Source organism: Helicobacter marmotae, assembly GCF_003364255.1.
GTDB lineage: Bacteria > Campylobacterota > Campylobacteria > Campylobacterales > Helicobacteraceae > Helicobacter_C > Helicobacter_C marmotae.
Window position 1 is genome coordinate 242455 of record NZ_NXLR01000001.1, and the last position, 24170, is coordinate 266624.

Consider the following 24170-nt stretch of genomic DNA (forward strand, 5'->3'; position numbering starts at 1 on the left):
CTTAAGATAAAATAAAAACTATTATCATTTTATACAACTAGGATTTTATGCAAAGTCTAGCAAACTCTTCAAAGAGCGCTCTTGCCTCTTTTGGTCCCGGGCTGGCTTCTGGGTGATGTTGGACAGAAAAAATAGGCTTATTCTTATACTTCACGCCCTCAATGGTGCCATCAAATAAATTGCGATGAGTGATAGTAGCTATCTCTGCGATAGATTCACTCACGCAATAGTTGTGATTTTGCGCGGTAATTTCCACTGCTCCACTTTGGAGATTCTTAATAGGGTGATTGCCCCCATGATGTCCAAACTTGAGCTTATAAGTAGGATAGCCATGCGCAATGGAGAGCAGCTGATGCCCTAAACAAATGCCAAAAATAGGGATATTTGAGGTAATAAGCTTTTGTATCTCTGCAATTTCACGCTCTAGCATAAGCGGATCTCCGGGTCCATTTGAGAGAAATACACCCGCAATCTCCCCGCTCTCAAAGGCTTTAAGAATATCTGCTGCGCTAAAATCATGCCCCACAACCTCCACTTCTAAGCCCACAGCACAGAGCTCATTAAGGATATTGGTTTTAATACCAAAATCAATGGCTACTACCTTAGCTTGGGCTTTAGGAGGTTTAGCATAATCAAATTGAGCAAAGTCAAATACAGCTTGTGCATGAGTATAGGGCTTTTTGGTAGAGACTTGCTGCATAAAGTTAAGCTCATTTATACTAGGAGCACTCTCTAATGCCTCACGTAATGCCTCTTGGCTTGAAATATCATTTGAGGCAATCATCATCATGGAGCCTTGTGTGGTAAGCATTTTGATAAGTCCGCGCGTATGGACATTACAAATCCCCATAATATTATGCCCTCTAAGATAGCTAGCCAAGCTTTGGGTGGAGCGAAAATTAGAGACAAAATCATTATAAGAAGAGAGTATCACGCCCACACAAGAAGCCCTAAGCGATTCTCTATCTTGCTCATTTGTGCCTACAATGCCAATTTCAGGCATACTAAAGACAACAAACTGCCCTGCATAGCTTGGGTCTGTGATAATCTCTTGGTAGCCACTCATAGAGGTATTAAATACCGCTTCCCCTATGAATGTCCCTCTTGCGCCAAAACTCTTGGCTTTAATGTATAAACCATTGGCAAAATACAAATACACATCTGCAAGATTCATAAAAGTCCTCTTTTGCGTAATTCTTCCTCATAAAGCTTGCTAAATACAATCTCATATTCCTCCGTGCCATACACAAGCTTGCGTTTATATCTTTTTAGCTTCTCAATCACCACTTCCTCTGCTTTGTCATAAATTTTTGAATATTCATTAATGGCTTTAAAAATAATGTTTTTCACAATGGTTTCAGAGATGTTAAATTGTATCAAAGGCTGCAAGGCATTAAGAATCTGATGAGAAACATCGCTGCAACGTTCCTCCCATGCGAGATAGAATCCCTCCTCTCGTGCTACTTGGCGCTTGCACATTCTAAATAACTCCCGCTCATCCATGCCAAAATCTTCAATCTCATCACTTCGCTCTTCAAGGATTTCACGCACTTTTTCATCAATGTGCAACTCCTTTTGAATATTTGCCCCAAGCACTTCTAGAGCATTTTGGGCAATCTGCTCAATAGGAGCTAAAATCTCAATTTGTGGGGAATTACCTATATCTATACTAATTTTATTTGCAATATAAGGGGCATGCTGCATTTTTAACTTCATATTTTATCCTTGAAACTTGGATTTGCAATATTGTAACGCGTTTTAAGTAAAAATGCCTTTAAGCTCTAAAACAAAAGCTCCTCATCGATATTCGCCGCGGGTCTTTTAATGGGCAGTGGTGAATCATCTGTATAATAAAAATCCCCATAATCAAGTGTTTTTGACTTCACGCCCTCTGGTATCTTAAATTTACGTGCAATACCCGGATCAAAAGTCAGCACTTTAGAGAAAAAATAGGCAAATGCCGGAGGGGCGACTATGCCTCCTGATTCATGGGGTCCTATAGGTGTGTTATCATCACGCCCATACCATACTATCGCCTGTACATCGGGGGTAAATCCGCAAAACCACGCATCAATATTGCGATTAGAAGTGCCTGTTTTACCCGCTACTTCTAAGCCCTGAAGACGCGCCCTTGAGCCTGTGCCGCGATTAACCACATCACGCAAAATATCAATAGTCAAAAAGGCTTGAGCGGCAGTGGTGATATGCTGAGATTCCCCTAAAGAGCTATATACATTCTCTCCATTTTTATTATTCACAGATGCTATGAGCGTGGGTTTAAGGATCGTGCCATAATTTGAAAACATCGAATACTGCCTAGCAGCCTCCAATGGAGAGAGCTCAAAACTCCCAAGCACAATGGACATATTTTCTGGGAGATTACTAAAACCCATATTCTTAAGCGCACTATATACCTTAGCAAAGCCGATATTTTGATCCACAAGGTTAATCGTAGCAAGATTGCTTGAAGTGCGCAGTGCGTCTTTAAGTGTCATAAAGCCATTAAACCTAGACGTATAATTTGAAGGGCGCCATTCTTCACTCTCACTCTCTTGGGTATCATCACTTGCGGCTTCTGCTGCGCCTTTTGTAACAAACTTGCGCGGCACATCGGGGATAAAAGTCGCAGGAGATTCACCTTTATCAAAAGCACTTTGGTAGATAAAGGGCTTTATAGCACTCCCAATTTGCCTTTTAGCTTGAGTGGCACGATTAAATTTATTTTTCACATAATCCACTCCTCCAACCATAGCTAATATTTCCCCACTATGAGTATCTGTAACTACCATAGCACCATTGAGTGTGTCATTATTAAAATCATGCTGGGCATATACCTTAGGATAGCGCTCCAATAATCGTTTGTTAATTTCATCATAGCCATAGACAAGTGCCTCTTGGGCTGCAAATTGATAATCAAGGTCAATATTTAGCTTTATGTAATATCCGCCGGTTTTAAGATCTTCAATATGTGATAACTCGCGTAAAACCTCATCAACCACATAAGGGGCGACATTTTGAGTTAATGTCTGATTAAAAACTTGGGGCTCTTCATTAAGCGCAAGCTGCTGCTCTTCTTTGGAAATCCAGCCAATATCATAAAGCCTATCAATAATATCATTTGCCCTTGCAAGTGAGAATTCTTTATTTTTTGTAGGGTCATAAAAACTAGGGGCTTTAGGCAAACCTACCAACATACAAATTTCTTTTAATGTAAGCTCCCCTAAAGTCTTATGAAAATACCCCAATGCCGCTGTTTTAATGCCATGATAGCCATGCCCAAATGAAATGCGATTCAAATAAAGCTCTAAAATACTCTCCTTGCTTAAATGCCGCTCGATATGAATAGCTAGCATTGCTTCTGTGAGCTTACGCTTGAGTGTTTTCTCTGGGCTTAGGGCGATATTTTTAATAAGCTGCTGGGTGAGTGTGCTCCCGCCCTCAACATAGCGCATATTTTTGAGATTCTTAAGCATAGCACGCGATATGGCATCGGGATTAATGCCAATATGCTCAAAAAATAACGTATCTTCTACCGCAAGGAGTGCCTCTATAATGCGCGGGGGGATTTCATCAAAAGTCGCATAGAATCTAAAATTTTCATCAGTAAAGACATTAGCAATCAGTCTATCTTTTCTATCAACAATCTGTGAGGCAAGGGCAAAGCGATAGTTCTTGATTTTATCTACTTCGACTTCCACTTCATAAAAAAGCCTTATGCAATAGGCACATACCAGCACACCTATAACAACAAAAAGCCCAAAGAAGCTATATTTAATGCCTCGCCACATAAGGTTGTGTCCTTAAGACTTTATTTCACTTTGACTATCTATATTAGGCGTATATGCGCTTACATGCTCACTTTGGGTAATTTCCTTTTCAAGCTGCTTAATTTCACTCAACACTTCATCACGTTTTTCATTATACATATCCACAATGGCTTTCATCACGCCATCAGAGTTTTTCTCCATAGCAAGAATCTTCTCATCAATAAAGCTTTTAGGGCAACTTTGCTTCTCATCAGCAAAAGTTTGTGCAAGGGTAATTGCCTCTGTATGCACGCCCGCATGGAAAGCATCAAGTGCCTTATAGCCCTCAGTATTAGCAAATGTAGCCTTACCATCGCCCTCAAAATACCATTTCCCTAAGCGACAATTATGATGATCCACACAATTAAAGCTATCACTTAGCCCAAAGATATATGAATAGAGATTATTTTTATACACCACATGATCTAGCTTAGCCAACACACAAAAGATTCTATTACTTAGATTGAGCGTGCTTGATTTGGTAATAAGACTCCCTACTTTTAAGTTATTTACAATGCTATGGAGCTTTAATACACCATCACGTACATTACCTGTAGCCTCATTGGTTTCCTCTGTGCTTGTTTGTATGTCATTTGCCTCTTGCTGCATGGATTTCACAACCACTGCAATTTCTTTTGTAGCTTTTTGCGTTTTTTCTGCTAGTTTTCTCACTTCATCGGCTACCACTGCAAAGCCTCTGCCATGCTCTCCAGCCCTTGCTGCTTCAATAGCAGCATTAAGCGCTAGGAGGTTAGTTTGCTCTGCTATGTCATCAATCAGTGAAATCACACTTGTAATTTCATTACTTCTTTGTGTGAGAGAATTCACCAAATCTGAAGCAACTTGCATTTTTTCATACAAGACTTCAATCTGCTCTAAAGCTTTTGCACTCATACCTAAGCCGTCTTGGGCAGATTCTGCTGCTTTGACAGAATATTCAGCCACACCATTTGATTCTGTAAGGACATTTTGTAGGGAGCTTTGTGTTTGTGTTACACCTGTTTTGAGGCTTTTTGTATAAACTTCAAAGAGATTCGTGCCTGAAGCATTATTAGTAAGGGTATTGAGTGGCAAGATCGAATAATATTCCACATCTCCTATACGCATAGACTTCACACTATACTCGTGGCGAGCACAATTTGCAGTAGTCGTATTTTGATGAAGTTGGGGGATCAGTGTGCTAAGGCTTTCAAGTTTCTCTGCGATATTATTTTTATACACCACACTTCCATTTTTAAGCCCTACAATGGCTTCTACTTGAGAAAATCCTGTAAGTTTTTTATACGCCTCAACTTCTTTATTAAGCTGAGCGATTTGAGCATCTTTTTCTATCATCTGCTGATGAACTGCCTTGCTAGAACCAAACATAATACGCTCCTTTAATGCTATATAGAATTAACTATTATGCCATTTTTTCCTTAATCTGCTATAGCCTTAAGTAATCTATACCCTTTAAGATTGAGCGGGATAAAGCTACATAAAGCTCTCATTGTGTTAAAAAATTTCACATTCTATAAATCAACAATGATATTTTATTATAATAATCTTTCTTAATTTACATTTCTATACATTTTATTGCTATAATTCTTAGCAAAATAAGAATCCACAAGATTCTATACATTCATACAAAAACAAGGAGACCACATGAGTAAAAATATTAATACCAATCACCGATTGGAAACGCTTGATTCTATCATTGAGAGATTGCGAGCTTCTATCAAAAAAAATGGACTTAAAAACTCCAAACAAAGGGAAGAAATTATCGCTGTTCTTTATAAAAGTGGCACGCATTTAAGCCCAGAAGAGATTACAAATATCATCAAAATGACTGATAAAAACGCAAGTATTTCATCTGTGTATAGAATCTTAAGCTTCCTTGAAAAGGAGCATTTCATCACCGCACTTGAAGCCGACAAAAGCGGCAGACGCTATGAAATTGCAGCAAAAGAGCATCATGACCATATCATTTGCTTAACCTGCGGAGATATTACAGAGTTTGTTGATGATGAGATAGAGCAGCTTCAGCTAGGCATAGCCAAACAATTTGGCGCAAAGCTAATCAGCCACGATATGCGTCTTTTTGTAAAATGCTCCAAATGCCAAGGGCTATAAAGACACGCCTAAGGCTTAAAAACCCAAGAATCTCTCTTAAGGACTAGTGATTCTAAGGGAGATTCTCCATCTCCACTTCATACTCCCTAAAAACATAACAAACTAAATTTCCTTTATGAAGTAGTTTTGTCTTGCGGATTGGACTCATTGTCATATCTTTGCCCTCTGCAAGAGAGTGAAGAATTGCTATTTGATTTACCAGCAACCCCATTAGTTTATCAGCTCTAGCGGGAAAATACAACCGAAGAATCGCTAGTAACCCAAACAAAGCCCTTTTGCCCTACACACAAGAAAAATACCAAATATAGCTTACCTATCTTTTGTCAAACTCTGTTAAGATACCCTCTTGCTAAGATGAAGTGGCGAGTTCAAACACAATAAGGAGAAGGAATGATTGATTTAGGTATGGAGCTAAGTGATAGCACATTAATTACTTCAAAAACAGATTTACAAGGCAATATTGTGTATTGCAATAAAGATTTTATAAGATATAGTGGTTTTAGCGAGAGCGAGATATTTCTTAAGCCTCATAATATTGTGCGTCATAAAGATATGCCAAAAGCGGTTTTTAAGCTCCTGTGGTCATATATTCGTAATGGGCAAGAGGTGTTTGCCTTTGTGAAAAATCAATCTAAAAGCGGAGCACACTACTGGGTGCTTGCGAATGTAACTCCTTCATTTGATGTGAATAATAAAGTGGTGGGGTATTACTCCGTACGTAGAAAGCCCAATACAAAAGCCATTGAACAGATCGCACAAATATATACCCTCATGCTTGAAGCAGAGAAGCAATCAATCAATGATGGGCAAAAAGTGCTAGAGAATCTACTTTTGGATAAGGCTATGGATTACAATCACTTTATACTTGCCTTGCAGGAGGGCAAGCTATGAGAACTTTAGCATATGTATTTTTTGGGCTTATAGTGCTCGCTTTAGGCTTAGATGTATATATCAATCATTTAAGCGTGCTAAGTGTGGTGATAGTGGGGCTATGTGTGGTTTTTATATGCCTATGTATTATGAGAAACAATGAATTGCGCCTTTTGCACAAACTCTCATATGCTTGCAGCGAATATGCAAATGGGAGATTTGAGGGGCGCATTACACATATTAAGGGCAAGGGGGTTGTCGTAGAAATATGTGAGCATATCAATGACCTTATGGATCATTTGGAGGCGTTTTTACGCGAGGTTAAAAGCGCCATAGAATGCTCTAAGGAAGAAAAATTCTATCGTAAGGCGATTGCAGCGGGGCTTAATGGGACATTTTCACAAAATATTGATGGCATTAATCATGCTTTGAGTGCTATGGAGGAGAATGCAAGAGATGCTCTAGCCAATGCCCTCTCTAAAAAGCTTATGAATCTTAGCCTTAAAAAACAAAATAGTAATATTGAAAATATCGCACTCACTTTAAATGAAGACATTCTATATATGAAAAAAGTTGATTTAAATATACGCGATATTTCTGCTATAGCAAAGGAAAGTCGCGCTGATGTAAGTAATCTCACTCAATCTATCCACGAACTTGTAAATTTAATAGAGGCTAATAACCAATCGATTGAAAATCTCGCAAGTAAATCTAATGATATAGGAAATGTGATTTCACTGATTAATGACATAGCAGAGCAAACTAACCTCCTAGCGCTTAATGCTGCTATTGAAGCAGCAAGAGCTGGGGAGCATGGCAGGGGCTTTGCGGTGGTAGCTGATGAAGTGAGAAAACTGGCAGAAAAAACGCAAAAAGCTACACAAGAGATTGCTATTTCTATCCAAAGTATGCAGCAAGAAGTAGGAAGTATAGAAGATGGCGGCAATGAAGTAAGTGATATTGCCTCTGTTGTGCAAAATAAGCTTAATGGCTTTAATATGGCATTTGATAAAATGGAGACAAATAGCATATCATTAAATGAGATATTTACACAGCTCTCCACTCAACTTGTGCTCTCAACAACTAAACTCAATCATCTTTTATTTAAATCTAATCTCTACCTCTGCCTGAATACACAAGCAAAAAATATAGATTTTGATAGTATTAACCCCATTTCTGCGCTGCTTGAAGATAAGGAAACTTTAGAGCTTATACATAAATTTATACCTCAAAATGAGCTTGATAAACTAAGCCATAAATTGCGTAATGGAGCGCTAGGAGTGAGTGAATTTATTGGTAAAGAAATCACTACCAAAGTGAGCGAGGAAATTCTTAAAAGAGTGGAGGATATAGAGCAAAACTCTGAAAAACTGCTCCTAAAACTTGCATAATTAGAGCGTTTTAAGAAAGGCTTCTAGGGCTTCAAGCTCTTCATCACTTAAATGCAAGGGTTCTAAAAGCGGGTCAGTTTCTGGGAAAGGCAAGGTTTGTGAATCTTTAGATTCTTGTGGGGCTTTAGGGCGGAACATACCTGCATTATAGGCATTAAGCACGCCTCTTAAATGCGGAAAAAGCCCATTGTGCATATAAGGCGCAGTTTTAGACACTCCTCTAAGGCTTGGGGTCTTAAACTTGCCTATATCATCTGTATTATGAGTAACCTCATATCGCCCCAAATCTTCATATTTGCGCGCAATAAAGTGCAGTCCTAAATTATGATAACTATCATCGCTTAAAGCCACACCATTGTGGCAATTCATACATCGCCCCTTTGTGCGAAACAAATGCAAACCCCAAATTTCTTTATCTTTAAGTGCATCTTTTTTGCCATTTAGGAATCTATCAAATCGTGTAGGAGCAGGCATAAGAGAACGTTCATAAGTAGCTATGGCTTGAGCTATGCGAGTAGGGGTAATCTCTTCACTCCCAAAGGCTTCTTTAAACTTTTCTTTATAAATGGGGATTTTGCTTATCTTTTTTGCCGCAGATTCTGGTGTGTAAGCCATTTCATTGGGGTCAGCTATGGGGAAAAGGGCTTGGTCTTCTAAATCCTTTGCCCGCCCATCCCAGAATTTCTCCACTCCAAAGGCAGACATCACTACACTTGGGGCGTTTCTCACACCTAAGCGCCTATTATGCCCATAGCTCACCCGTCTCCCATCGCCAAAGCCAAATTCTTTATCATGGCAAGAAGCACAGGCAATTTGATTAGAGAGGGAAAGTCTCGGGTCATCAAAAAGCATTTCGCCTAATTGTGCCTTTTGCTTTGAGTAGGGATTATCCTTAGGATAAGGAGGGATCTTAGGCAAGGGGGCGAGCTCTTTATGTGCTATATTTGGGCTAAGATGGGGCTTTTCCCATTGGCTAGGGGGCTTTGAGTACATCTCGCGCAAATATGCTATATCTTTAGGCACAGCATATAGGTAAAGGATACTTAAATGCAAGCAGCACAGAAACTTCATTGTGTTCCTTTGGAGAGTTTGGGCTATTGTAGCTTCTTAAAGCTTATACCCCACTTGGAGCCAGAACTGCCTACCCACCTCATATGTAGGCACAGCAGTAGTGCCCGCACTACTTGAATAACTTGCATTTGCAATGGCAATATTTTGTGCATTTAGCACATTATAAATATCCACATTCACAAAAAGTGTATTGCCCTTAAATACATCTACCTCAAAGCCCACTCTCATATCCCAAGTAAAAGCCCCTTTGATAAAATAAGTCTTAAAAGTATCTACCTGTGTAAGCACACCATTTATCACAAAACTATCTTTATCCGCTGCTCTTGTTACACTTGCCATTGTTTTATATCCTGCCCTATAGCGGAAAAAGTTATTCCATAGCCATTTTGTGCGCCCTAAGCTAAAGGTGTGTGTGGTATTAAGCCTTAAAGTATAGGGGCGAGTGTAGTTATCTGCTGGTCTATCGGCATAGAAAATAAGCTTTCCGTTATAACTTATGAGTTGGTTGTTGAGTTCATTGTCTGTGAGATTAGTGCTATAATCAGCATAGTTACGCTTTACATTCGTCCAATCAAAGGCAAGCAAATAATGATGCACTATCCCAAAAGTCTCTAGTAATTTATGATTTTGCACACTCAAACTTACTATATCGCCATCACTTTGCCCCTCATTAGTATAGACATAGCGCAAATTTTGTGTCAAGGTGGTGTTAGAAGAGCAATTAAGACTGCTAATGTCTCCTGTGCTTGGATTTATACATGCACGTCTAATCTCGTCTCTTCCAAATCGATGAATGTATTTTGCTCCTGCTTGAAACATATAGATTTGCTGGGATATGCCTATTACAAGCTCATCTGCATAAGGCACTTTTAGTTTAGCAAAGTCTGTGTCATTTTTATTTTGTGTTTTTGTGGCATTATCCCATGAGGTTTGGGGGTCAGTTCTTTGCACAGTATATGTGAGGGCGGAGCGTCCATCCATAAGTGCATAGGCAAAAAGATTTCTCCCATAGTAGCGGTTTGCCCCAAAGGTAAGGGTGCTTTTAAAGTTTCTGCCAGATTCACCATAGCTCCAAGGGGCAGTGTAATTGAGCGAAAATCTTGGAGCTAGTGGGGCTTTATCCATATAGGTATCATAATCTAACCTTAGCCCTAAGCGCGTATTTATCTCACCAAATGCCCCTAAAAAGAAATTTATATCATCTTGCGCATAGAGAGCAAGGGTGCGGTTATCTACCTCTATCTTCCCTGCCTTATATAGCGTGGCACGATTAGCAAATTGTCCTTTGTTATTTGCCCAAGTGCCGGTTGAATAATACACAGGAGAAGCGGAGCAAAACTCATCAATACAGCTCTTGCCATCTGAAAGCGGAGAGAGCCATGCAGAACCACCAAAAATAGTATCTCCCAATCTTTCATAGCTTGCATTTACATAGCCTAACTCAAGTCCTGTGGCAAATTTGTTTTCTAAAAATGAAAAGATTCTCAAAGTTTTAAAATCTTGATTGAGTTTAAGATTTACATTTAACTGCGTGGTATCTACATTACCATACCCACCCTCTGTAAGCGTGCCATTAGTATTGGTGCTCCAATTTTTCTCTGCTGATACTCTCCAACCTTTCATATGCTGGGCTGAACCACTGCGAGAATTTTCCATATAATTTAGGTTGGTTTGTGCAGTGAGTAAGCCTAAGGTATTTTCCCATAATGCCTTAAGTCCCGCTTGATGTCCGCCACTTTGGAGGTAAAAGTCAGAATCTTTGGTATTGACAATAAAGTATTCATTATACTGCGGGGCATAAGTGTAGCTCGCTTCTAGCCTTAGATTCTCTATAGGGTCATAATAGCCTTTGATAAAGAAATTATAGCTTTGTCGCTTTTGTGTTTTTTGCACATCATCTAATGTGCTAACACGTTGTGTAGCAGCATATGCATTAAGCGGAATAAAGCTCTGAATTGTGCTAAAACTTGCAATCACGCCACTTTTGTCATTAAGCTTGGATTCTAATGAAGCACGGACAATGTGCTTAATAAATTCAGGCTGGCTACCATAACTCGTGGAATTAAGAAAGTTGCTATAGCTTTGGTCATTTGCCTCATAGATATGATACTTAGTGAGCGAGAATTTCTCTAAATTGGCATTACCTTGCGTGATTTGATAGCTTATACTTGCCCCAAAGTCTTTGGTTGGTCTTTTTGTAGTTGCCTCTACTACCCCTCCTGTAAATCCCCCATAAGCTGCAGAGATATTAGAATCTTGCACACTTATAGAATCTAAAAGTGAAGTATCGATATTTAATCCTTGACTTCTCCCCGGCAATGCAGTAGCAGCTACAGGATTACCCCCCATAGTTCCTGCAGGATCTAAGTCATTATTCATATTAAAGCCATCGAGCATAAAGTTATTTTGGTAGAACAGCCCTCCGCTAATGCTAATATTAGCAGGGTCTATTTCACCCGGAGTGGTGCTTTTATTTTGAGCATTATCAAATTGCACATTGGGCAGCACTCTTAAAATAGAGGTAATATCACCATTGCCTGTGGGGTTAGAGCTTATGAAACTCTCACTCAAGCTCTCCCCACTTTGATAAGTCTCTATATCGCTTGTGGCTTTTACTATTGAAGTGGGGAGTTTGACTTCTCTCTTATCTATATTATCTCTCGGGGGGGGGTGTCTAATAGTGTAGATTCTGTATCTGCTAGGAGGCTTAAGGGAAGGAGGCAAAGACTAGCAAAGAAGCCCGCTCTTGCTAAAGGGGCTGATTGAGTGAGTTTGGGGTAATTTAGCACAAGTGATTTTATATTTTCCTTATTTTCTTTATGTGACACTTGGGAAGAAAGGCTTACAATACTTAACTTAGCTCTTACATTGTGCGCATTGGAAAGAGAGGTGAGGGGAGATTGATGAGAATGTTTAGCACTCTTTAGCATGTTATATCCTCCAATGCTTATTAATATAGAACAAATCTTAAAATTGAAATCTTTATAAAATGGGATTTTAGCACGAAGTTCTTAAAGTATTATAAAAATAATTCTTATTTTATAGGTGAGATAGTTTTACTTTTTATTATCTTTTATACTATAAGCTTTAGCCCTTATATTAAAACTTAAGGAGCATTTCATGCAAAAAGTCGGTTTGTTTTATGGGAGTGATGGCGGTACGACACAAGATATAGCACAAAAGATTGCTGATAAACTTGGAGATTGCCAAGTATTTGATGTCGCTTCAGCTAAAGCTGATGATATTAAGGGTTTTAGTAATCTCGTGCTTGCTACCCCTACTTATGGTTCTGGTGATTTACAAGATGATTGGGATAGCTTCATTTCAGGCTTAGATGATGCTACATTCGCAGGGAAGACTATTGCGCTTGTAGGTGTGGGCGACCAAGAAGTATATAGCGACACATTTTGCAATGGTATTGCTGCGATTTATCAAAAAGTATCTAAGCAAGGTAAAATCATTGGGCAAACAAGCACAGATGGCTATACATTTGATGATAGTGAAGCTGTGGTAGATGGCAAGTTTGTTGGCTTAGTCATTGATGAAGTCAATCAAGATGATTTAACAAGCGATAGAATCCAAAAATGGGTCGATTCAATCAAAGGCTCTTTTGCTTAATCCTCTTTCATCTTTTACATAAGCGCAGCACAAGCGCGCTTATGCTTACATTAAAATCTCACTTTGCACTAAAAACATATAACTTATAGTCCCGCATACAATACTTAGCACCGGAATTTTAAAGATAATATGTATAGATACCACTATAAAAACTGCTATAACTTCGTTTGCCCCATAAGGCTTTAGGCTAAAGTCTATCCCCCTTAAGCAATACACAATCAACATAGCGATAATTGCACTTGGCAGCACTTTACCCAAAAATGTAATAAACTTAGGCGTACTTTTAGCAAAGATGAGAAATGGCAAATATCTGCTAAGAAAAGTATTTAGTCCTATAAGTAGCACAAGCAGGAGGGAATGAAGCTCACTAGGGCTCAAGGGCTCTCCTTTTGAAGCTAAGGATTATACAAATCCCCACAAGGCTAGGGAGTAAAAATTGCCCAGCGCCAAAAATATATAAACACACAAGGCTTGTGGCAATGCCCATAAGGGCGGGGATACGCAAAGCCCTATTTTTCCACTGCTCGATAAAAATCACCACAAAAATCGCACTCATCACAAAGTCTAAACCTTTGGCATTGAAATCAAGCTTTGACCCAAGCAGCGCGCCAAACGTACAGCCAAAGACCCAATATATTTGATTTAATAATGAGATAAAAAAGTCAAACCACCCCCTATCTACACCCTCTTTTGGGGATTTGAGATTTAAAAGGGCTAAGGTTTCATCAGTCAAAGAGTAAATCATATAATATGCCTTTTTACCCATTTTTTTGAATCTATCAAGCATACTTATAGAGTAAAAAATTTGTCGTGCATTAATCATAGAAACAAGCACCATACTTTCCCATACCCCAGCTCCGCTTGCCATAAGCCCCACACTCACAAACTGCGTAGTCCCACCATAAATGATAATTGCCATAGCAAATGCCCAAATCGCCCCAAAGCCCTCCTTTTGAAGCAAGATACCAAAGACTGCTCCCATAAAGATATAACCAAGCATAATGGGGAGAGTATGGGGGAAAGCGTCTTTGAGTGCGGGGAGGATATGGGGGGACATAATCTTACATTTTTACCTTTGCTTCAATGCCAAGCAAGGAAAGCCCGAGTGTAAGGCTATGGCTTACAACCATAAACACATAAAGATAGCTATCTTCATTGGGAGTTTGTAAGATTTTATGCGCGTTATAGAATCCATGCAAGAGGGCAGCGAGATTTTTAAGATATTCGCAGATTTTTTGCATTTCCCTATCGCGGAAGCTTGATTCTAACACATGGTGCAAGCAAAGGGCTTCAAACAAAAGCCCCCTTGCATCATCATTAAGCATAAGATTATGCTCCTCTTCTAGGAAGCTCTGCATACTTATCCCCGCTTTTTCAAAAAGTGTGTGGATTCTGGCATTAGCATAATTAATATAATAAATAGGATTGCTGGTATCTTGCTTTTTGAGCGTTTCTACATCAAATTCAAGGTGTGTATCGGGCTTTTTAGAGAGGAAGACAAAGCGCAATGCGTCTCTACCAATCTCATCAACCACATCTTTAAGGAGGATAAAATTCCCCGCTCTTTTGCTCATTTTGTAGGGTTGCCCGCCTTTAAGGAGGCTTACCATTTGTGAGAGGAGTACTTCTAGCTTGCTTTCATCATAGCCTAAAAAGTGGATTGCTGCCCTCACGCGTGCGATATAGCCATGATGGTCTGCCCCCCAGATATTGATATAATGCCCAAAATTTCTCCTAAACTTATCTTCATGGTAGATAATATCCCCTGCAAGATAAGTGGGCTCGCCATTTTCTCGCACAAGCACGCGGTCTTTTTCATCGCCTATTTGTGATGAGGCAATCCAAATTTTGCCATCTTTTTCATAAATACCCTTATGTGCCTTAAGGGCAGAAAGCGTGCTATCCCAACGTTCATAAAGGGATTTCTCACTGATAAAGCTATCAAAGCTAATGCCCACTTGCGCTAAGTTTGCCTTAATTTCAGCCATCATCGCTTCTTTAGCAAATTCTGCCAAAGCGGGAATAGAATCTGCACTTTCAAAAATAGCTTCTCCAAAGTGCTTTTGTGCATCTTTGGCTAGCTCGATGATGTATTCTCCCTTGTAATAACTCTCAGGATATGTTACTTCCGTATGTAAAATATGCTCTTGCCCTGCTAGTAGCAGAGATAGCCCTAGCATTTGTATTTGCGCCCCTGCGTCATTAATGTAATATTCTGTGCAAATCTCATAACCCAAAAATCGCCCCACACCCACAAGCGCATCTCCATAGATAGCGCCCCTTGCATGCCCTATATGCAGTGGTCCTGTGGGATTAGCACTCACAAATTCAATAAGCATATTTGAATGTTCTGCTTTTGTATATTCCCCGCGGAGGTGGCGCTCTGCCATTTGCTTAAGAAATGAATCGCTAAGAGTGAAATTAATAAAGCCATTTTGGGCTTTGAGCGTATCAAATTCAGGGTATGGGGCAAGATGTGAGAGGAGCTCCTCTGCTAGGAGTTTGGGGTTTGTTCTTTTTACTTTAGCAAGGCTAAAGGCAAGTGGTGTGGCAAGATGCCCCAAGCTTTTATCTTTAGGCTTTTCTAAGATAATAAAAGATTCTTCAACATTGCATGCTTTAGCAATAATAGCTTTAATATGAGAGTACATCAAGCCTCTTGCTTGCTAGAAGTATCTTTGGTGTCTTCTTGCTTGGCTTGTGTTTGTTTGATTTGCGTAGGGGGTTGCTCATTATTGGCATTTTGTGTGCCCTCTTCTTCATCTTCTTTCATGGCTTTTTTAAAGTTTTTAATCCCACTCCCTAAGCCTTTAGCGAGTTCGGGTATCTTTTTAGCTCCAAATAAAAGCACGATGATGAGTAAAATAATAAGCCATTGCCAAATGCTGGGAGGCATCATAGAATCTCCTTAAGATGTAATGTAAAGATGTAAAAGTATAGCAAAAGTTGCTAAGTGAAGTTTAAATCTATTCGCCCCATTTTTTGATAATTGTGGCAAAACGTTGCATTTGTTGATATTTGAGAGAGCGGGCAATGGCAACAATGGCTTCTTTTGCGCTTTGTATATCATCATTAATAAGCAAGTAATCAAAATGCTCTAAATGCTGCATTTCGCTATAAGCCTTTTGCAAGCGGTATTCAATCATCTCTAAATCATCACTTCCGCGCGCAATAAGGCGATTTTTGAGAATCTCCTTGTTAGGCGTGGTGATAAAGACAGATTTTGCAAAGTCCCCAAAATGTGCCTTAATGCTTTGATGCCCTTGCACATCGACATCAAATAGCACTATTTTATCCTCATTTAATGCCTGCTCTACGGGTTTGAGTGAAGTGCCATAGAAGTTAGTATGCACTTCCGCCCATTCTAAAAATATATGATTTTTAATATCTTCTAAAAACTGCTCTTTACTCACAAAGTGATAATGCACTCCCTCTATCTCGCCCTCTCGTTTTTTACGCGTAGTGGTAGAGATAGAGAAATATATTTCAGGGATAGATTCTTTTAAGGCTTGGGTTAAGGTGCTTTTACCACAGCCGCTTGGTCCTGATATAACAAGCACCGCTCCTTTGCTCATTTACTTTTGTCCTTAAAGCTTATATTGATAGTTACTTCCAATCCATCAAGCATAGATTTAAAGTTATTGCTATGGAGGCTAGAAATGCTGCTTTGAATGGAGTTTGTAATCATATTTTTGACAAATTCTTCTGATGTATTTTGCTCGTTCTGTTCAATCTGCTTTGGTTGTGGATTCTGCTCTTGTGGGGGCGTGGGGGATTCTTCAAGTTGGCTTAATTCAAGCTCTTCACCTAAAGCGTGGGCAATATCTGGCTCTTTTAATGAAGCAAAGTCTTCTTTTTTACTCACATCAAGGGCATTAAGGGCTAGGCTTACTTCATTGACTTGGTCTTTATCGAGCACTGGCTTTGTGCCAATATCAAGGGAAATAGGCTCTATATCATCTAAGAGATCATTTTCAAGCAAGCCATCTGTTGGTAGCTCAAGCGGCGTGTCTTGGGAGCTACTTGTGCTATCTTCTATGCTTGCTAAATCTTCGCTTACTGCACTCTCTTCTATTTCTGGCTGCTGTGATTGTATGTCTATATTTTCTTCTTCTAGCTCTTCTAATTCGTTTTCTTGCCCTAAGGTTTCACTCGCTGTCTCTTCATCAATTTTTTGAGCTTCTTGTATTGTAGCCTCGTCTAGATTCTGTTCTGCCTTATTATCTAAGCTTTCTAATGTCTCATCTAAAATAGGATCTAAATCATCTAAATGTATTTCCCCCTCATCGTTTGGCAAATCTTCTTTTGTGCCCTCATTTGGCTCACTTTGTGGCTCATCTTCTGTCTCCAAATGCTCTAACTCTGGTATATCATCAAGGTCATCTAAAGAGAAGTCATCATCTAGGTTGTCTAGCCCCTCTAACTCATCTGTAGTGTTTTGTGATTTTTCTATGTTATCAAGTTGAGAAAGCTCAGAATCTATATTGTCATCTAAAAGGGCTATATCATTATTTTGTGTTTCTTTACTTATTTCTTCCAAATCTTTTTCCTCCTTTGTGGATTCATTCTCTAAAATATCATTGAGATTCTCTTCTATGCTTTCGCTTGCTGCACTCTCTTCTATTTCTGGCTGCTGTGATTGTATGTCTATATTTTCTTCTTCTAGCTCTTCTAATTCGTTTTCTTGCCCTAAGGTTTCACTCGCTGTCTCTTCACCCAATGCTAAATCATCTAAATGTATTTCCCCCTCATCGTTTGGCAAATCTTCTTTTGTGCCCTCATTTGGCTCACTTTGTGGCTCATCTTGTATTTTTGGCTCCTCTAGCTCTGATAAGTCAATATCATCTAAAGACAAATTAAGCCCCATATCCCCCACATCTTCATTTTCTAAACTCATATCCTCTAGCGTTTGAGCAGTTTCATTCATATTATCCTCTTTACCCTCTCCCTCATCATTGGATATTACTTGAGAAGTCTCTGGTGGAGTGGATATTTGCGGCTCTATGGTGCTTTCTTGCTTTGGGGAGATTTCTTCATCAAGAGAGAGTATATCTTTAGAATCATCAAGGAGCATATCATCTAAATTTTCTTCCAAATCTAATGCAATATCATCATTATTGATAATGCCTTGAGGATTGTAATTCAACCCTTTAGTGAAAACATCTAAAATACTCGTAGGTAAAAATGGCTTTTGGACATATTCATCAAATCCCTCAATACGTTTTGCCGTTTTGTTATAAATAAGGCATTTGCGCTTGTCTTTGAGGGCTTCTAGGGAAGACTTTTTATTAGAAAGTAAGCAGTCATCATCAATAATCACATAATCATATTGGCTTAAATCCCCCGCTTGAGCAAGGTCTGTAACCTTTATCAGTTCTACCCCCGCTTTCTTTGCAGTGATTTCAACAAGCTTTTGGACAATTTGGTTTGTATTGATGAGCAAAAATTTCATAAAAGCTCCCATTTTTATGGTTTTTTATTTCGTAATGACCTAAAATTATAACAAAATCGATAATACAAAGGAATAAAATGCTTCAAAAAACTAAAAAATTGCTTTTGGCTTGTTTTGCCCTTAGCTTGCTTTATATCCCAAGTTTAGCAAAAGACACCCTCTATATGCTGCCATATGAGCAAACCCAAGCATTAAATGGGCTTAAAAATATGCTTAAAAACGCCCAATATGAAATAAAAATTAGCATTTATAGCTTCACACATAATGATATTGCCAAAATCTTGCGAGATAGTGCCAAAAGAGGCGTGAGGGTGTATATTATCTATGATAAAGAAAGTAATATGAACAATAAATCTTCTACCATTGGCTACTTAGCAAAATACAATAATATCTCAACTTGTCTGCTTACAGGTATGCGCTCTGCGAATAAAAAATACTTTGGCATTATGCACCAAAAAATGGCAATTGTTGATGAACACTCCCTTGCTATAGGCTCGGCAAATTGGACAAAAAATGCTTTTGAAAATAACTTTGAAACGCTATTGATTACAGATAATGATAAGCTTGTAAATAAGGCATTGCAAGCTTATGAAAAAATGATGCACACATGCGTTGGATTCTAAGCTCTTAATAATCTATCACTTGCCTTTCTCTTTATGTATCACTTCGCCTGCCTGCAAATGCACTACCTCGTCGGCAAGCTCTATGGTGCTTGGGCGGTGGGCTATGATGATGATAATTTTATCTCTCCTTAGATGTTTAATACTCTCTTTTATCGCATCTTCGGTTTGTGCATCTAGGGCTGAAGTGGCTTCATCAAAGATAAGCACCTCTGGATTTTTATAAATAGCTCGTGCTATGGCTATTCTTTGTCTTTGTCCGCCGCTTAGATTAGTGCCAAATTCATCAAGGATAGTGTGGATTCCATTGGGCATTGCTTTGACAAAGTCCCACGCATGAGCTAGCTTTAGCGCTTCTATAGCTCTTTTTTCATCTATATCTCCGCCATATGCAACATTATGCAAAATACTATCGTTGAAGATAAAAATACGTTGTGTAACCACCGCCATATTATCACGCACGCTTTTTTGTGTGTATTGCTTAATATTATGCCCATTAATGCTTATCTCTCCGCTATTTGCCTCATAAAGACGCAAGATAAGATTAATAATAGAGCTCTTCCCACTGCCACTTTTGCCCACAAGGGCGGTAATTTTGTTCTTTTCAAAAGTGAGATTTATGCCATTTAGGGCATGGGCTTCTTCATTATAGGCAAAATGCACATCTTTAAGGCTAATTTCATTCACAGGAGGGGTGAGCGAAAGGCTGCCATCATGGATTTGCTGCTCTTGGTTAAGCACTTCAAAGATTCTATCGCTCGCGACTATGGCAGATTGCATTTGAGCATAGAGATTGACTAGACGTTTGAGTGGCGTATAGATAAAGAACAACGCCCCCACAAAGGATGAAAATTGCGCTGGGCTTAGCTTGCCTTGTGAAATATCAACAATCGCCATATAAATCACACAAGCAAGCATAATAGCCCCTAAAAGCTCCATAAGCGGTGTAGTAAGCTCGCCTATACGCACGGCTTTCATATTGATTTTAAAAAAATGGAGATTTTGGGATTGGAAGCTTTGAAGCTCTAACTTCTCCCCATTGCTTGCCTTAATGACCTCTACATTGTTAAAAATCTCATTGAGTTTAGCGGTAATATCTGCATTTTTTTCTTGGATATGGCGAGAATATGTTTTAAGCTTTTTGATAATCATATTCAGCGGGATAAGGGCTAGCGGGATAATCACTAAGCCAATGAGTGCGTATTTGGGGCTTTGGTAGATAGTGATTGCTACAAGGGCTATAATTGTTACACTCTCACGGATAAATTCTGTAATGTAGTTTGAAACAGCAGAGCGGATAATCCCTATATCATTAGTGATACGCGCTATAAGCTCGCCCCCTCGCATTTTATTAAAAAAGCTCATCTCAAGGCTTAGCATATGTCGCAGCATTCTATCGCGGATTTGACGCACAATATCTTGCCCAATGAGATTCATAAAATATGTTTGTATATAAGTGCCAAGAGATTTGCCTATATACACGCCCACAAGCATAAGCGACATCACTAATGCTATGGTATTGTTTGCCACAAGCTCTTCAAAGCTAAAAAGCGGATTGGCACGCGGGATTTTGCCTGATAGAGTATCAAGCAGGGGCTCTATAAGCCAAGTGATACCCGCCGTGCAAATAGCCACAACAAGAGAGGCTACAATAGCGATACCAAAGGATATATAATGCCCTTTAATATAAGGAAAGAATTTCCTAAAAAAATCAAGAATTATGCGCATTTGGCTCAAATCCCGCTTCAAGTATGGCTTCAGTAATCAGCTCTTGTGTAGCAGGGGGGTTAAACTCAACCTTTACTACTGCATTTTTTAAATCCACATCAATGAAACTCACCCCCTCAATTTCACCAACAAATCTTTCAATCTTATCGACACATTTATCACAACGCATACCGCTCACTGGTATTTGTATCTTCATCTTTACTCCTTACAATGCAAGTTATGAAATGATTTTAAATCGTTTAAGTCGCATGGCATTAAACACTACACTCAAGCTTGATACACTCATAGCAAAGGCACAAAACATCGGGTGTAAAAATACTCCAAACCCGCCTAATGCGCCCATTGCTAAGGGTATAAAGGCAATATTATAGCAAAAAGCAAACCCAAGATTCTGCTTTATGTTTAAAATGGTGGCTTGTGATAGCGCGTATGCGTTATAAATACTCATCACCTTTTGATTATAGATGATAATATCAGCACTTTGGGTCGCAATATCATGTAAGGAGGCAAAGGCAGCTGATGTATGCGCTAGAGCTAAGGCTGGGGCGTCATTAATACCATCGCCTACCATAAATACCTTTTGTGTTTGTATCTTTTGCCTAATAATGCGCATTTTATCCTCCGGCAGGGCTTTTGCATAAAATTCACTTATGCCAAGTCTTTTAGCAATTTTTTGCGTATTGGGGAGATTGTCTCCACTTATAAGGCTATAGCTTATTTGCTTACTTTTTAATTGCTCTAAGGTGGGCTTGGCATCGGGCTTTATATAATCTTGTAAAGAAAATTGCGCAAGAATGCGTGAAGGTGTGGCAAGAAAGAGTGTAATTTTATCTTCTTGTGGAGGGAGGTTAGCACTTAAGGTGGGAGGGAGAAAATCACTATTACCTAAAAAGTAGGGAGTATTGTTTATAAGCGCTTTTATGCCCCGTCCTAATACATTTTCAACACAACTCATAGGATAGAGAGTAGCCTTCTTGCTTAAAGGGTGGTTTGCAAAGGCTTTGGCGATGATATGATGGCTACTAGATTCTAAAGTATAGGCGAGGTTGAAAATTTCTTGCTTGTCTTTTGCCGTGTCAAATAGGGTGATTTCTGTGATTTCTAAACCCTCTGTGAGTGTGCCTGTTTTATCAAAAGCAATGTGTGTAATCTCCCCTAAAGCCTGCAGGCTTTTAGCACTTTTAAAAAACACGCCCATTTTATTTGAAACACTTTGAGCATAAAGAATTGCCATAGGTGTAGCTAGCCCCAAAGCACAAGGGCAGGAGATAACAAGTGTAGCTACAAAAATGCTTAGCGCAAACTCAAAATCTCTTAACCCCCACCAAAATGCCCCCGCAATAAGCGCAAGGCATATCACAATAGGCACAAACACTCCAGCAACCCTATCAGCAAGCTGTGCAATGGGGGCTTTGCTCTCTAAGCCTTGTTGCACAAGTGTGAGAATCTGCGCAAGAGTAGATTCTTTAGCGTCTTTTGTAGCGCGGACAAAAAGCACGCTATCAAGGTTTATGCTCCCTGAGAGAATACTTGAATCTGTGCGGACTAAAATAGGTAAAGATTCGCCATTAATCGCTGATGTATCTAGGCTCCCATCCCCCTCTAGCACAACACAATCTACCACAATCATCTCTCCGGGAAGTATTTTTAGTATGTCCCCCTCTTTGATGTGCTCAGCAAGTATGTCTTCACAAGGGGTGTTTGATAAGCTAAGATTCTCCGCTGGATGGAGCTTTTGAACTTGCTTTTGATGAAGCCCTAAAAGCAAGCTCGCACTACAGAGGGCATCTTTTTTTGAACCCTCTTCTATGCTTTTACCCACCAATACAAGCGTGATAATTACACATACACTATCAAAATACGCATGAGCATGGGGGTTAAATATGCCTTGCAAGCTATATAAAAACGCGCTTGTTGTGCTTATAGCTATGAGGGAATCCATATGAGGAGAGCGGGCTAAAAGTGCCTTAAATCCACGGATATAAAAGCCCCTCCCCATGTGCATAACCATAAGGCTTAAAATAAGCATAATGGAATAACTCCACATAAAAGGTATAGAAAATAAGCCAAACATCTCCCCCCACGAGAGGATAAGCACAATGAGTGTGCCTGTAATGCTTAAGATGAGCCTTCTCTTGGGGGAGAGGAAATGCTCATCAAAAGATTCTATGAGCTTGTTAAGGACAAAGGTGTTTTGCACATTGGTAGGGGAAGTGGTTTCTTCAAAATGAGGCTCATAGCCCATTTTGCGGATAAATGCAAAAATTGCTTCTAAATTTGTTTGTGTTTCATCATAGCAGATATGCGCCTTTTTGCTTAGCAAATGCACTTCTATACTTTGGCAAAAGCTTTTGCGGCTTAGTGCGCGCTCAATGCCGCTTGAACACGCCTGACAAGTCATTTGCTCAATGTAGAATGAAGCTTCTTTCATAGGTGCTCCTTAATGGCTTGGGTGTAGAAATGCGGATTTATAGCACATATCAGTAAATATACATATAGGGGGTATATGTATAACTTTGAATAATGGGAGTAAAGCTTATGGAATGTTATCATCTCTAAAGACTCTATTAAGAGGTGAGGGATTTACTTATAGAATCACTAGTCACCAATAGAGATTCTTCGCCCCCCTAGCGGGGGTTGAGGATGACAAGAGGGGGAGAGTTTCTAGTAATTCTAAGAGAAATTTGCTAAGGCTTAAAATACAGGGACAATTTCCCCATGGTATTTTGCTTTAATAAATTCTCTTACCTTAGGAGAGCATAATGCCTCTTTGAGTTTAAGCAGATTCTCATCATTCACTCTGCTTGCTTGCACAACTAGAATATTGGCATAAGGGGATTTCTCTCCCTCCAAAATAAGCGCATCGCTACTTTTTAATCCCGCTTGCAAGGCATAATTCCCATTAATAATAGCTGCATCGACATCATCAAGTGTGCGAGGCAATAGCGCAGCCTCTACAGGCTTAATCTTAATCTCCTTAGGATTCTCCACTATATCAAGCTCTGTGGCATGAAGATTTTGTGAATCTTTGAGTGTAATAAGCCCCTCTGCTTCAAGCAAAAGTAATGCCCTCCCTGCATTGCTAGGGTCATTAGGTATGCCTATAATAGCTCCCTTTGGCAGCTCATTTATATCTTTAAACTTACGTGAATACAAGCCAATAGGCTCAACATGCACATTAGCAATAGGCTCTAACTTCAAGCCTCTATCTTTTTTAAGCGAATCTAAAAACGGCTTATGCTGATGAAAATTCGCATCTAAAGAGCCATCATCTAGGCTTACATTAGGCGTTACATAATCAGTAAAAGCCACCACCTGCAAGTCTATGCCCTCTTTTGCTAAATCTGGTTTAATAAACTCCAAAATCTCCGCATGAGGCACAGGCGTAGCACCAACTTTTAGCACGACTTTCTTTTGTGCGCTCTCTTCTTTGGCACTCTTTTCTCCACCACAACCAATAAAAGCCAAAATGGCTACCATGAATATTGCTAGTTTTTTCATT

At 39.4% G+C, this 24170-nt stretch carries 21 protein-coding genes and 1 pseudogene; 5 read left to right on the forward strand and 17 right to left on the reverse strand.

All coding sequences use genetic code 11. From position 1 onward, the window contains the following. Window positions 1-37: 37 nt before the first annotated feature. From carA to CQA63_RS10525, 5 genes and pseudogenes are all read right to left on the reverse strand, one after another. Window positions 38-1174 (reverse strand): glutamine-hydrolyzing carbamoyl-phosphate synthase small subunit, encoded by a 1137-nt coding sequence (carA, locus tag CQA63_RS01135; RefSeq protein WP_104699124.1) that lies wholly within the window; start codon window positions 1172-1174, stop codon window positions 38-40. After that, entirely contained in the window at window positions 1171-1716 is a 546-nt protein-coding gene (locus tag CQA63_RS01140) for a DUF507 family protein (protein ID WP_104699123.1), read from the reverse strand. The genes carA and CQA63_RS01140 overlap by 4 nt, the downstream gene beginning before the upstream one ends. Window positions 1717-1781: 65 nt before the next feature. Next, complete coding sequence (locus CQA63_RS01145) at window positions 1782-3788, reverse strand: transglycosylase domain-containing protein (RefSeq protein ID WP_104699122.1); 2007 nt, start codon at window positions 3786-3788, stop codon at window positions 1782-1784. A 12-nt stretch (window positions 3789-3800) separates the two neighbouring features. After that, window positions 3801-4247 (reverse strand): CZB domain-containing protein, encoded by a 447-nt coding sequence (locus CQA63_RS10520; protein ID WP_244916253.1) that lies wholly within the window; start codon window positions 4245-4247, stop codon window positions 3801-3803. 120 nt (window positions 4248-4367) lie between these two features. Then, window positions 4368-5174, reverse strand: a pseudogene (locus tag CQA63_RS10525) (methyl-accepting chemotaxis protein); the annotation flags it as partial. A 276-nt stretch (window positions 5175-5450) separates the two neighbouring features. Here CQA63_RS10525 and fur point away from each other — a divergent pair. The 3 genes from fur to CQA63_RS10530 all read left to right on the forward strand — a co-directional run bounded on the left by fur (window position 5451) and on the right by CQA63_RS10530 (window position 8179). Beyond that, entirely contained in the window at window positions 5451-5918 is a 468-nt protein-coding gene (gene fur, locus CQA63_RS01155; protein ID WP_199770666.1) for a ferric iron uptake transcriptional regulator, read from the forward strand. A 390-nt stretch (window positions 5919-6308) separates the two neighbouring features. Then, the gene (locus CQA63_RS01165) at window positions 6309-6809 is read left to right on the forward strand and encodes a PAS domain-containing protein (RefSeq protein ID WP_104699119.1); all 501 of its coding nucleotides are present in this window, start codon (window positions 6309-6311) and stop codon (window positions 6807-6809) included. A 542-nt stretch (window positions 6810-7351) separates the two neighbouring features. After that, window positions 7352-8179 (forward strand): methyl-accepting chemotaxis protein, encoded by an 828-nt coding sequence (locus CQA63_RS10530; RefSeq protein ID WP_267891915.1) that lies wholly within the window; start codon window positions 7352-7354, stop codon window positions 8177-8179. Here the strand turns inward: CQA63_RS10530 and CQA63_RS01175 are convergent, their stop codons facing one another. Next, complete coding sequence (locus CQA63_RS01175; RefSeq protein ID WP_104699117.1) at window positions 8180-9250, reverse strand: cytochrome-c peroxidase; 1071 nt, start codon at window positions 9248-9250, stop codon at window positions 8180-8182. Window positions 9251-9286: 36 nt separating this feature from the next. Further along, on the reverse strand, window positions 9287-11974 hold the full coding sequence (locus CQA63_RS01180; protein WP_104699116.1) for a TonB-dependent receptor: 2688 nt from the start codon (window positions 11972-11974) through the stop codon (window positions 9287-9289). Window positions 11975-12370: 396 nt separating this feature from the next. Between CQA63_RS01180 and CQA63_RS01190 the strand changes: the two genes are divergently transcribed. Beyond that, window positions 12371-12868 (forward strand): flavodoxin, encoded by a 498-nt coding sequence (locus CQA63_RS01190; RefSeq protein WP_104699114.1) that lies wholly within the window; start codon window positions 12371-12373, stop codon window positions 12866-12868. Window positions 12869-12913: 45 nt separating this feature from the next. On the opposite strand, the gene CQA63_RS01195 is transcribed toward CQA63_RS01190, so the two are convergent. From CQA63_RS01195 to CQA63_RS01220, 6 genes are all read right to left on the reverse strand, one after another. Then, window positions 12914-13246 (reverse strand): branched-chain amino acid transporter permease, encoded by a 333-nt coding sequence (locus CQA63_RS01195; RefSeq protein ID WP_104699113.1) that lies wholly within the window; start codon window positions 13244-13246, stop codon window positions 12914-12916. Further along, window positions 13236-13925, reverse strand: coding sequence for an AzlC family ABC transporter permease (locus tag CQA63_RS01200; protein ID WP_104699112.1), 690 nt, complete (start codon window positions 13923-13925; stop codon window positions 13236-13238). The genes CQA63_RS01195 and CQA63_RS01200 overlap by 11 nt, the downstream gene beginning before the upstream one ends. A gap of 4 nt (window positions 13926-13929) precedes the next feature. Continuing rightward, window positions 13930-15519, reverse strand: coding sequence for an arginine--tRNA ligase (gene argS / locus CQA63_RS01205; RefSeq protein WP_104699111.1), 1590 nt, complete (start codon window positions 15517-15519; stop codon window positions 13930-13932). Beyond that, complete coding sequence (locus CQA63_RS10535) at window positions 15519-15767, reverse strand: twin-arginine translocase TatA/TatE family subunit (protein WP_104699110.1); 249 nt, start codon at window positions 15765-15767, stop codon at window positions 15519-15521. The genes argS and CQA63_RS10535 overlap by 1 nt, the downstream gene beginning before the upstream one ends. Before the next feature lie 67 nt (window positions 15768-15834). Next, window positions 15835-16443 carry a guanylate kinase gene (gene gmk, locus CQA63_RS01215; RefSeq protein ID WP_104699109.1) on the reverse strand — a complete coding sequence of 203 codons (609 nt, stop codon included), beginning with the start codon at window positions 16441-16443 and terminating at the stop codon, window positions 15835-15837. Next, a complete protein-coding gene (locus CQA63_RS01220; protein WP_104699108.1) occupies window positions 16440-18320 on the reverse strand; it encodes a hypothetical protein in 1881 nt (626 codons plus the stop codon). Before CQA63_RS01220 ends, gmk begins: the two co-directional genes overlap by 4 nt. 77 nt (window positions 18321-18397) lie before the next feature. On the opposite strand from CQA63_RS01220, the gene CQA63_RS01225 reads away from it, so the two are divergent. Next, window positions 18398-18943 carry a phospholipase D-like domain-containing protein gene (locus tag CQA63_RS01225; protein WP_104699107.1) on the forward strand — a complete coding sequence of 182 codons (546 nt, stop codon included), beginning with the start codon at window positions 18398-18400 and terminating at the stop codon, window positions 18941-18943. 15 nt (window positions 18944-18958) lie between these two features. Here the strand turns inward: CQA63_RS01225 and CQA63_RS01230 are convergent, their stop codons facing one another. The 4 genes from CQA63_RS01230 to CQA63_RS01245 form a co-directional block, all read right to left on the reverse strand. Beyond that, window positions 18959-20668 (reverse strand): ABC transporter ATP-binding protein, encoded by a 1710-nt coding sequence (locus tag CQA63_RS01230; protein ID WP_104699106.1) that lies wholly within the window; start codon window positions 20666-20668, stop codon window positions 18959-18961. Continuing rightward, window positions 20652-20864, reverse strand: coding sequence for a copper ion binding protein (locus tag CQA63_RS01235; protein WP_104699105.1), 213 nt, complete (start codon window positions 20862-20864; stop codon window positions 20652-20654). The genes CQA63_RS01230 and CQA63_RS01235 overlap by 17 nt, the downstream gene beginning before the upstream one ends. Window positions 20865-20885: 21 nt before the next feature. Beyond that, window positions 20886-23099, reverse strand: a complete 2214-nt coding sequence (locus tag CQA63_RS01240) for a heavy metal translocating P-type ATPase (protein WP_104699104.1) — start codon at window positions 23097-23099, stop codon at window positions 20886-20888. A 263-nt stretch (window positions 23100-23362) separates the two neighbouring features. After that, window positions 23363-24169, reverse strand: coding sequence for a MetQ/NlpA family ABC transporter substrate-binding protein (locus tag CQA63_RS01245; RefSeq protein ID WP_104699103.1), 807 nt, complete (start codon window positions 24167-24169; stop codon window positions 23363-23365). Between the last annotated feature and the right edge of the window lies 1 nt (window position 24170).

Excerpts from the sequence above, each read along its gene's own strand:
- carA (WP_104699124.1), bottom strand. The coding sequence starts at position 1,174 with ATGAATCTTGCAGATGTGTATTTGTATTTTGCCAATGGTTTATACATT.
- CQA63_RS01140 (WP_104699123.1), bottom strand. The coding sequence starts at position 1,716 with ATGAAGTTAAAAATGCAGCATGCCCCTTATATTGCAAATAAAATTAGT.
- CQA63_RS01145 (WP_104699122.1), bottom strand. The coding sequence starts at position 3,788 with ATGTGGCGAGGCATTAAATATAGCTTCTTTGGGCTTTTTGTTGTTATA.
- fur (WP_199770666.1), top strand. The coding sequence starts at position 5,451 with ATGAGTAAAAATATTAATACCAATCACCGATTGGAAACGCTTGATTCT.
- CQA63_RS01165 (WP_104699119.1), top strand. The coding sequence starts at position 6,309 with ATGATTGATTTAGGTATGGAGCTAAGTGATAGCACATTAATTACTTCA.
- CQA63_RS10530 (WP_267891915.1), top strand. The coding sequence starts at position 7,352 with ATGAAAAAAGTTGATTTAAATATACGCGATATTTCTGCTATAGCAAAG.
- CQA63_RS01175 (WP_104699117.1), bottom strand. The coding sequence starts at position 9,250 with ATGAAGTTTCTGTGCTGCTTGCATTTAAGTATCCTTTACCTATATGCT.
- CQA63_RS01190 (WP_104699114.1), top strand. The coding sequence starts at position 12,371 with ATGCAAAAAGTCGGTTTGTTTTATGGGAGTGATGGCGGTACGACACAA.
- CQA63_RS01200 (WP_104699112.1), bottom strand. The coding sequence starts at position 13,925 with ATGTCCCCCCATATCCTCCCCGCACTCAAAGACGCTTTCCCCCATACT.
- argS (WP_104699111.1), bottom strand. The coding sequence starts at position 15,519 with ATGTACTCTCATATTAAAGCTATTATTGCTAAAGCATGCAATGTTGAA.
- CQA63_RS10535 (WP_104699110.1), bottom strand. The coding sequence starts at position 15,767 with ATGATGCCTCCCAGCATTTGGCAATGGCTTATTATTTTACTCATCATC.
- gmk (WP_104699109.1), bottom strand. The coding sequence starts at position 16,443 with ATGAGCAAAGGAGCGGTGCTTGTTATATCAGGACCAAGCGGCTGTGGT.
- CQA63_RS01220 (WP_104699108.1), bottom strand. The coding sequence starts at position 18,320 with ATGAAATTTTTGCTCATCAATACAAACCAAATTGTCCAAAAGCTTGTT.
- CQA63_RS01225 (WP_104699107.1), top strand. The coding sequence starts at position 18,398 with ATGCTTCAAAAAACTAAAAAATTGCTTTTGGCTTGTTTTGCCCTTAGC.
- CQA63_RS01230 (WP_104699106.1), bottom strand. The coding sequence starts at position 20,668 with ATGCGCATAATTCTTGATTTTTTTAGGAAATTCTTTCCTTATATTAAA.
- CQA63_RS01235 (WP_104699105.1), bottom strand. The coding sequence starts at position 20,864 with ATGAAGATACAAATACCAGTGAGCGGTATGCGTTGTGATAAATGTGTC.
- CQA63_RS01240 (WP_104699104.1), bottom strand. The coding sequence starts at position 23,099 with ATGAAAGAAGCTTCATTCTACATTGAGCAAATGACTTGTCAGGCGTGT.
- CQA63_RS01245 (WP_104699103.1), bottom strand. The coding sequence starts at position 24,169 with ATGAAAAAACTAGCAATATTCATGGTAGCCATTTTGGCTTTTATTGGT.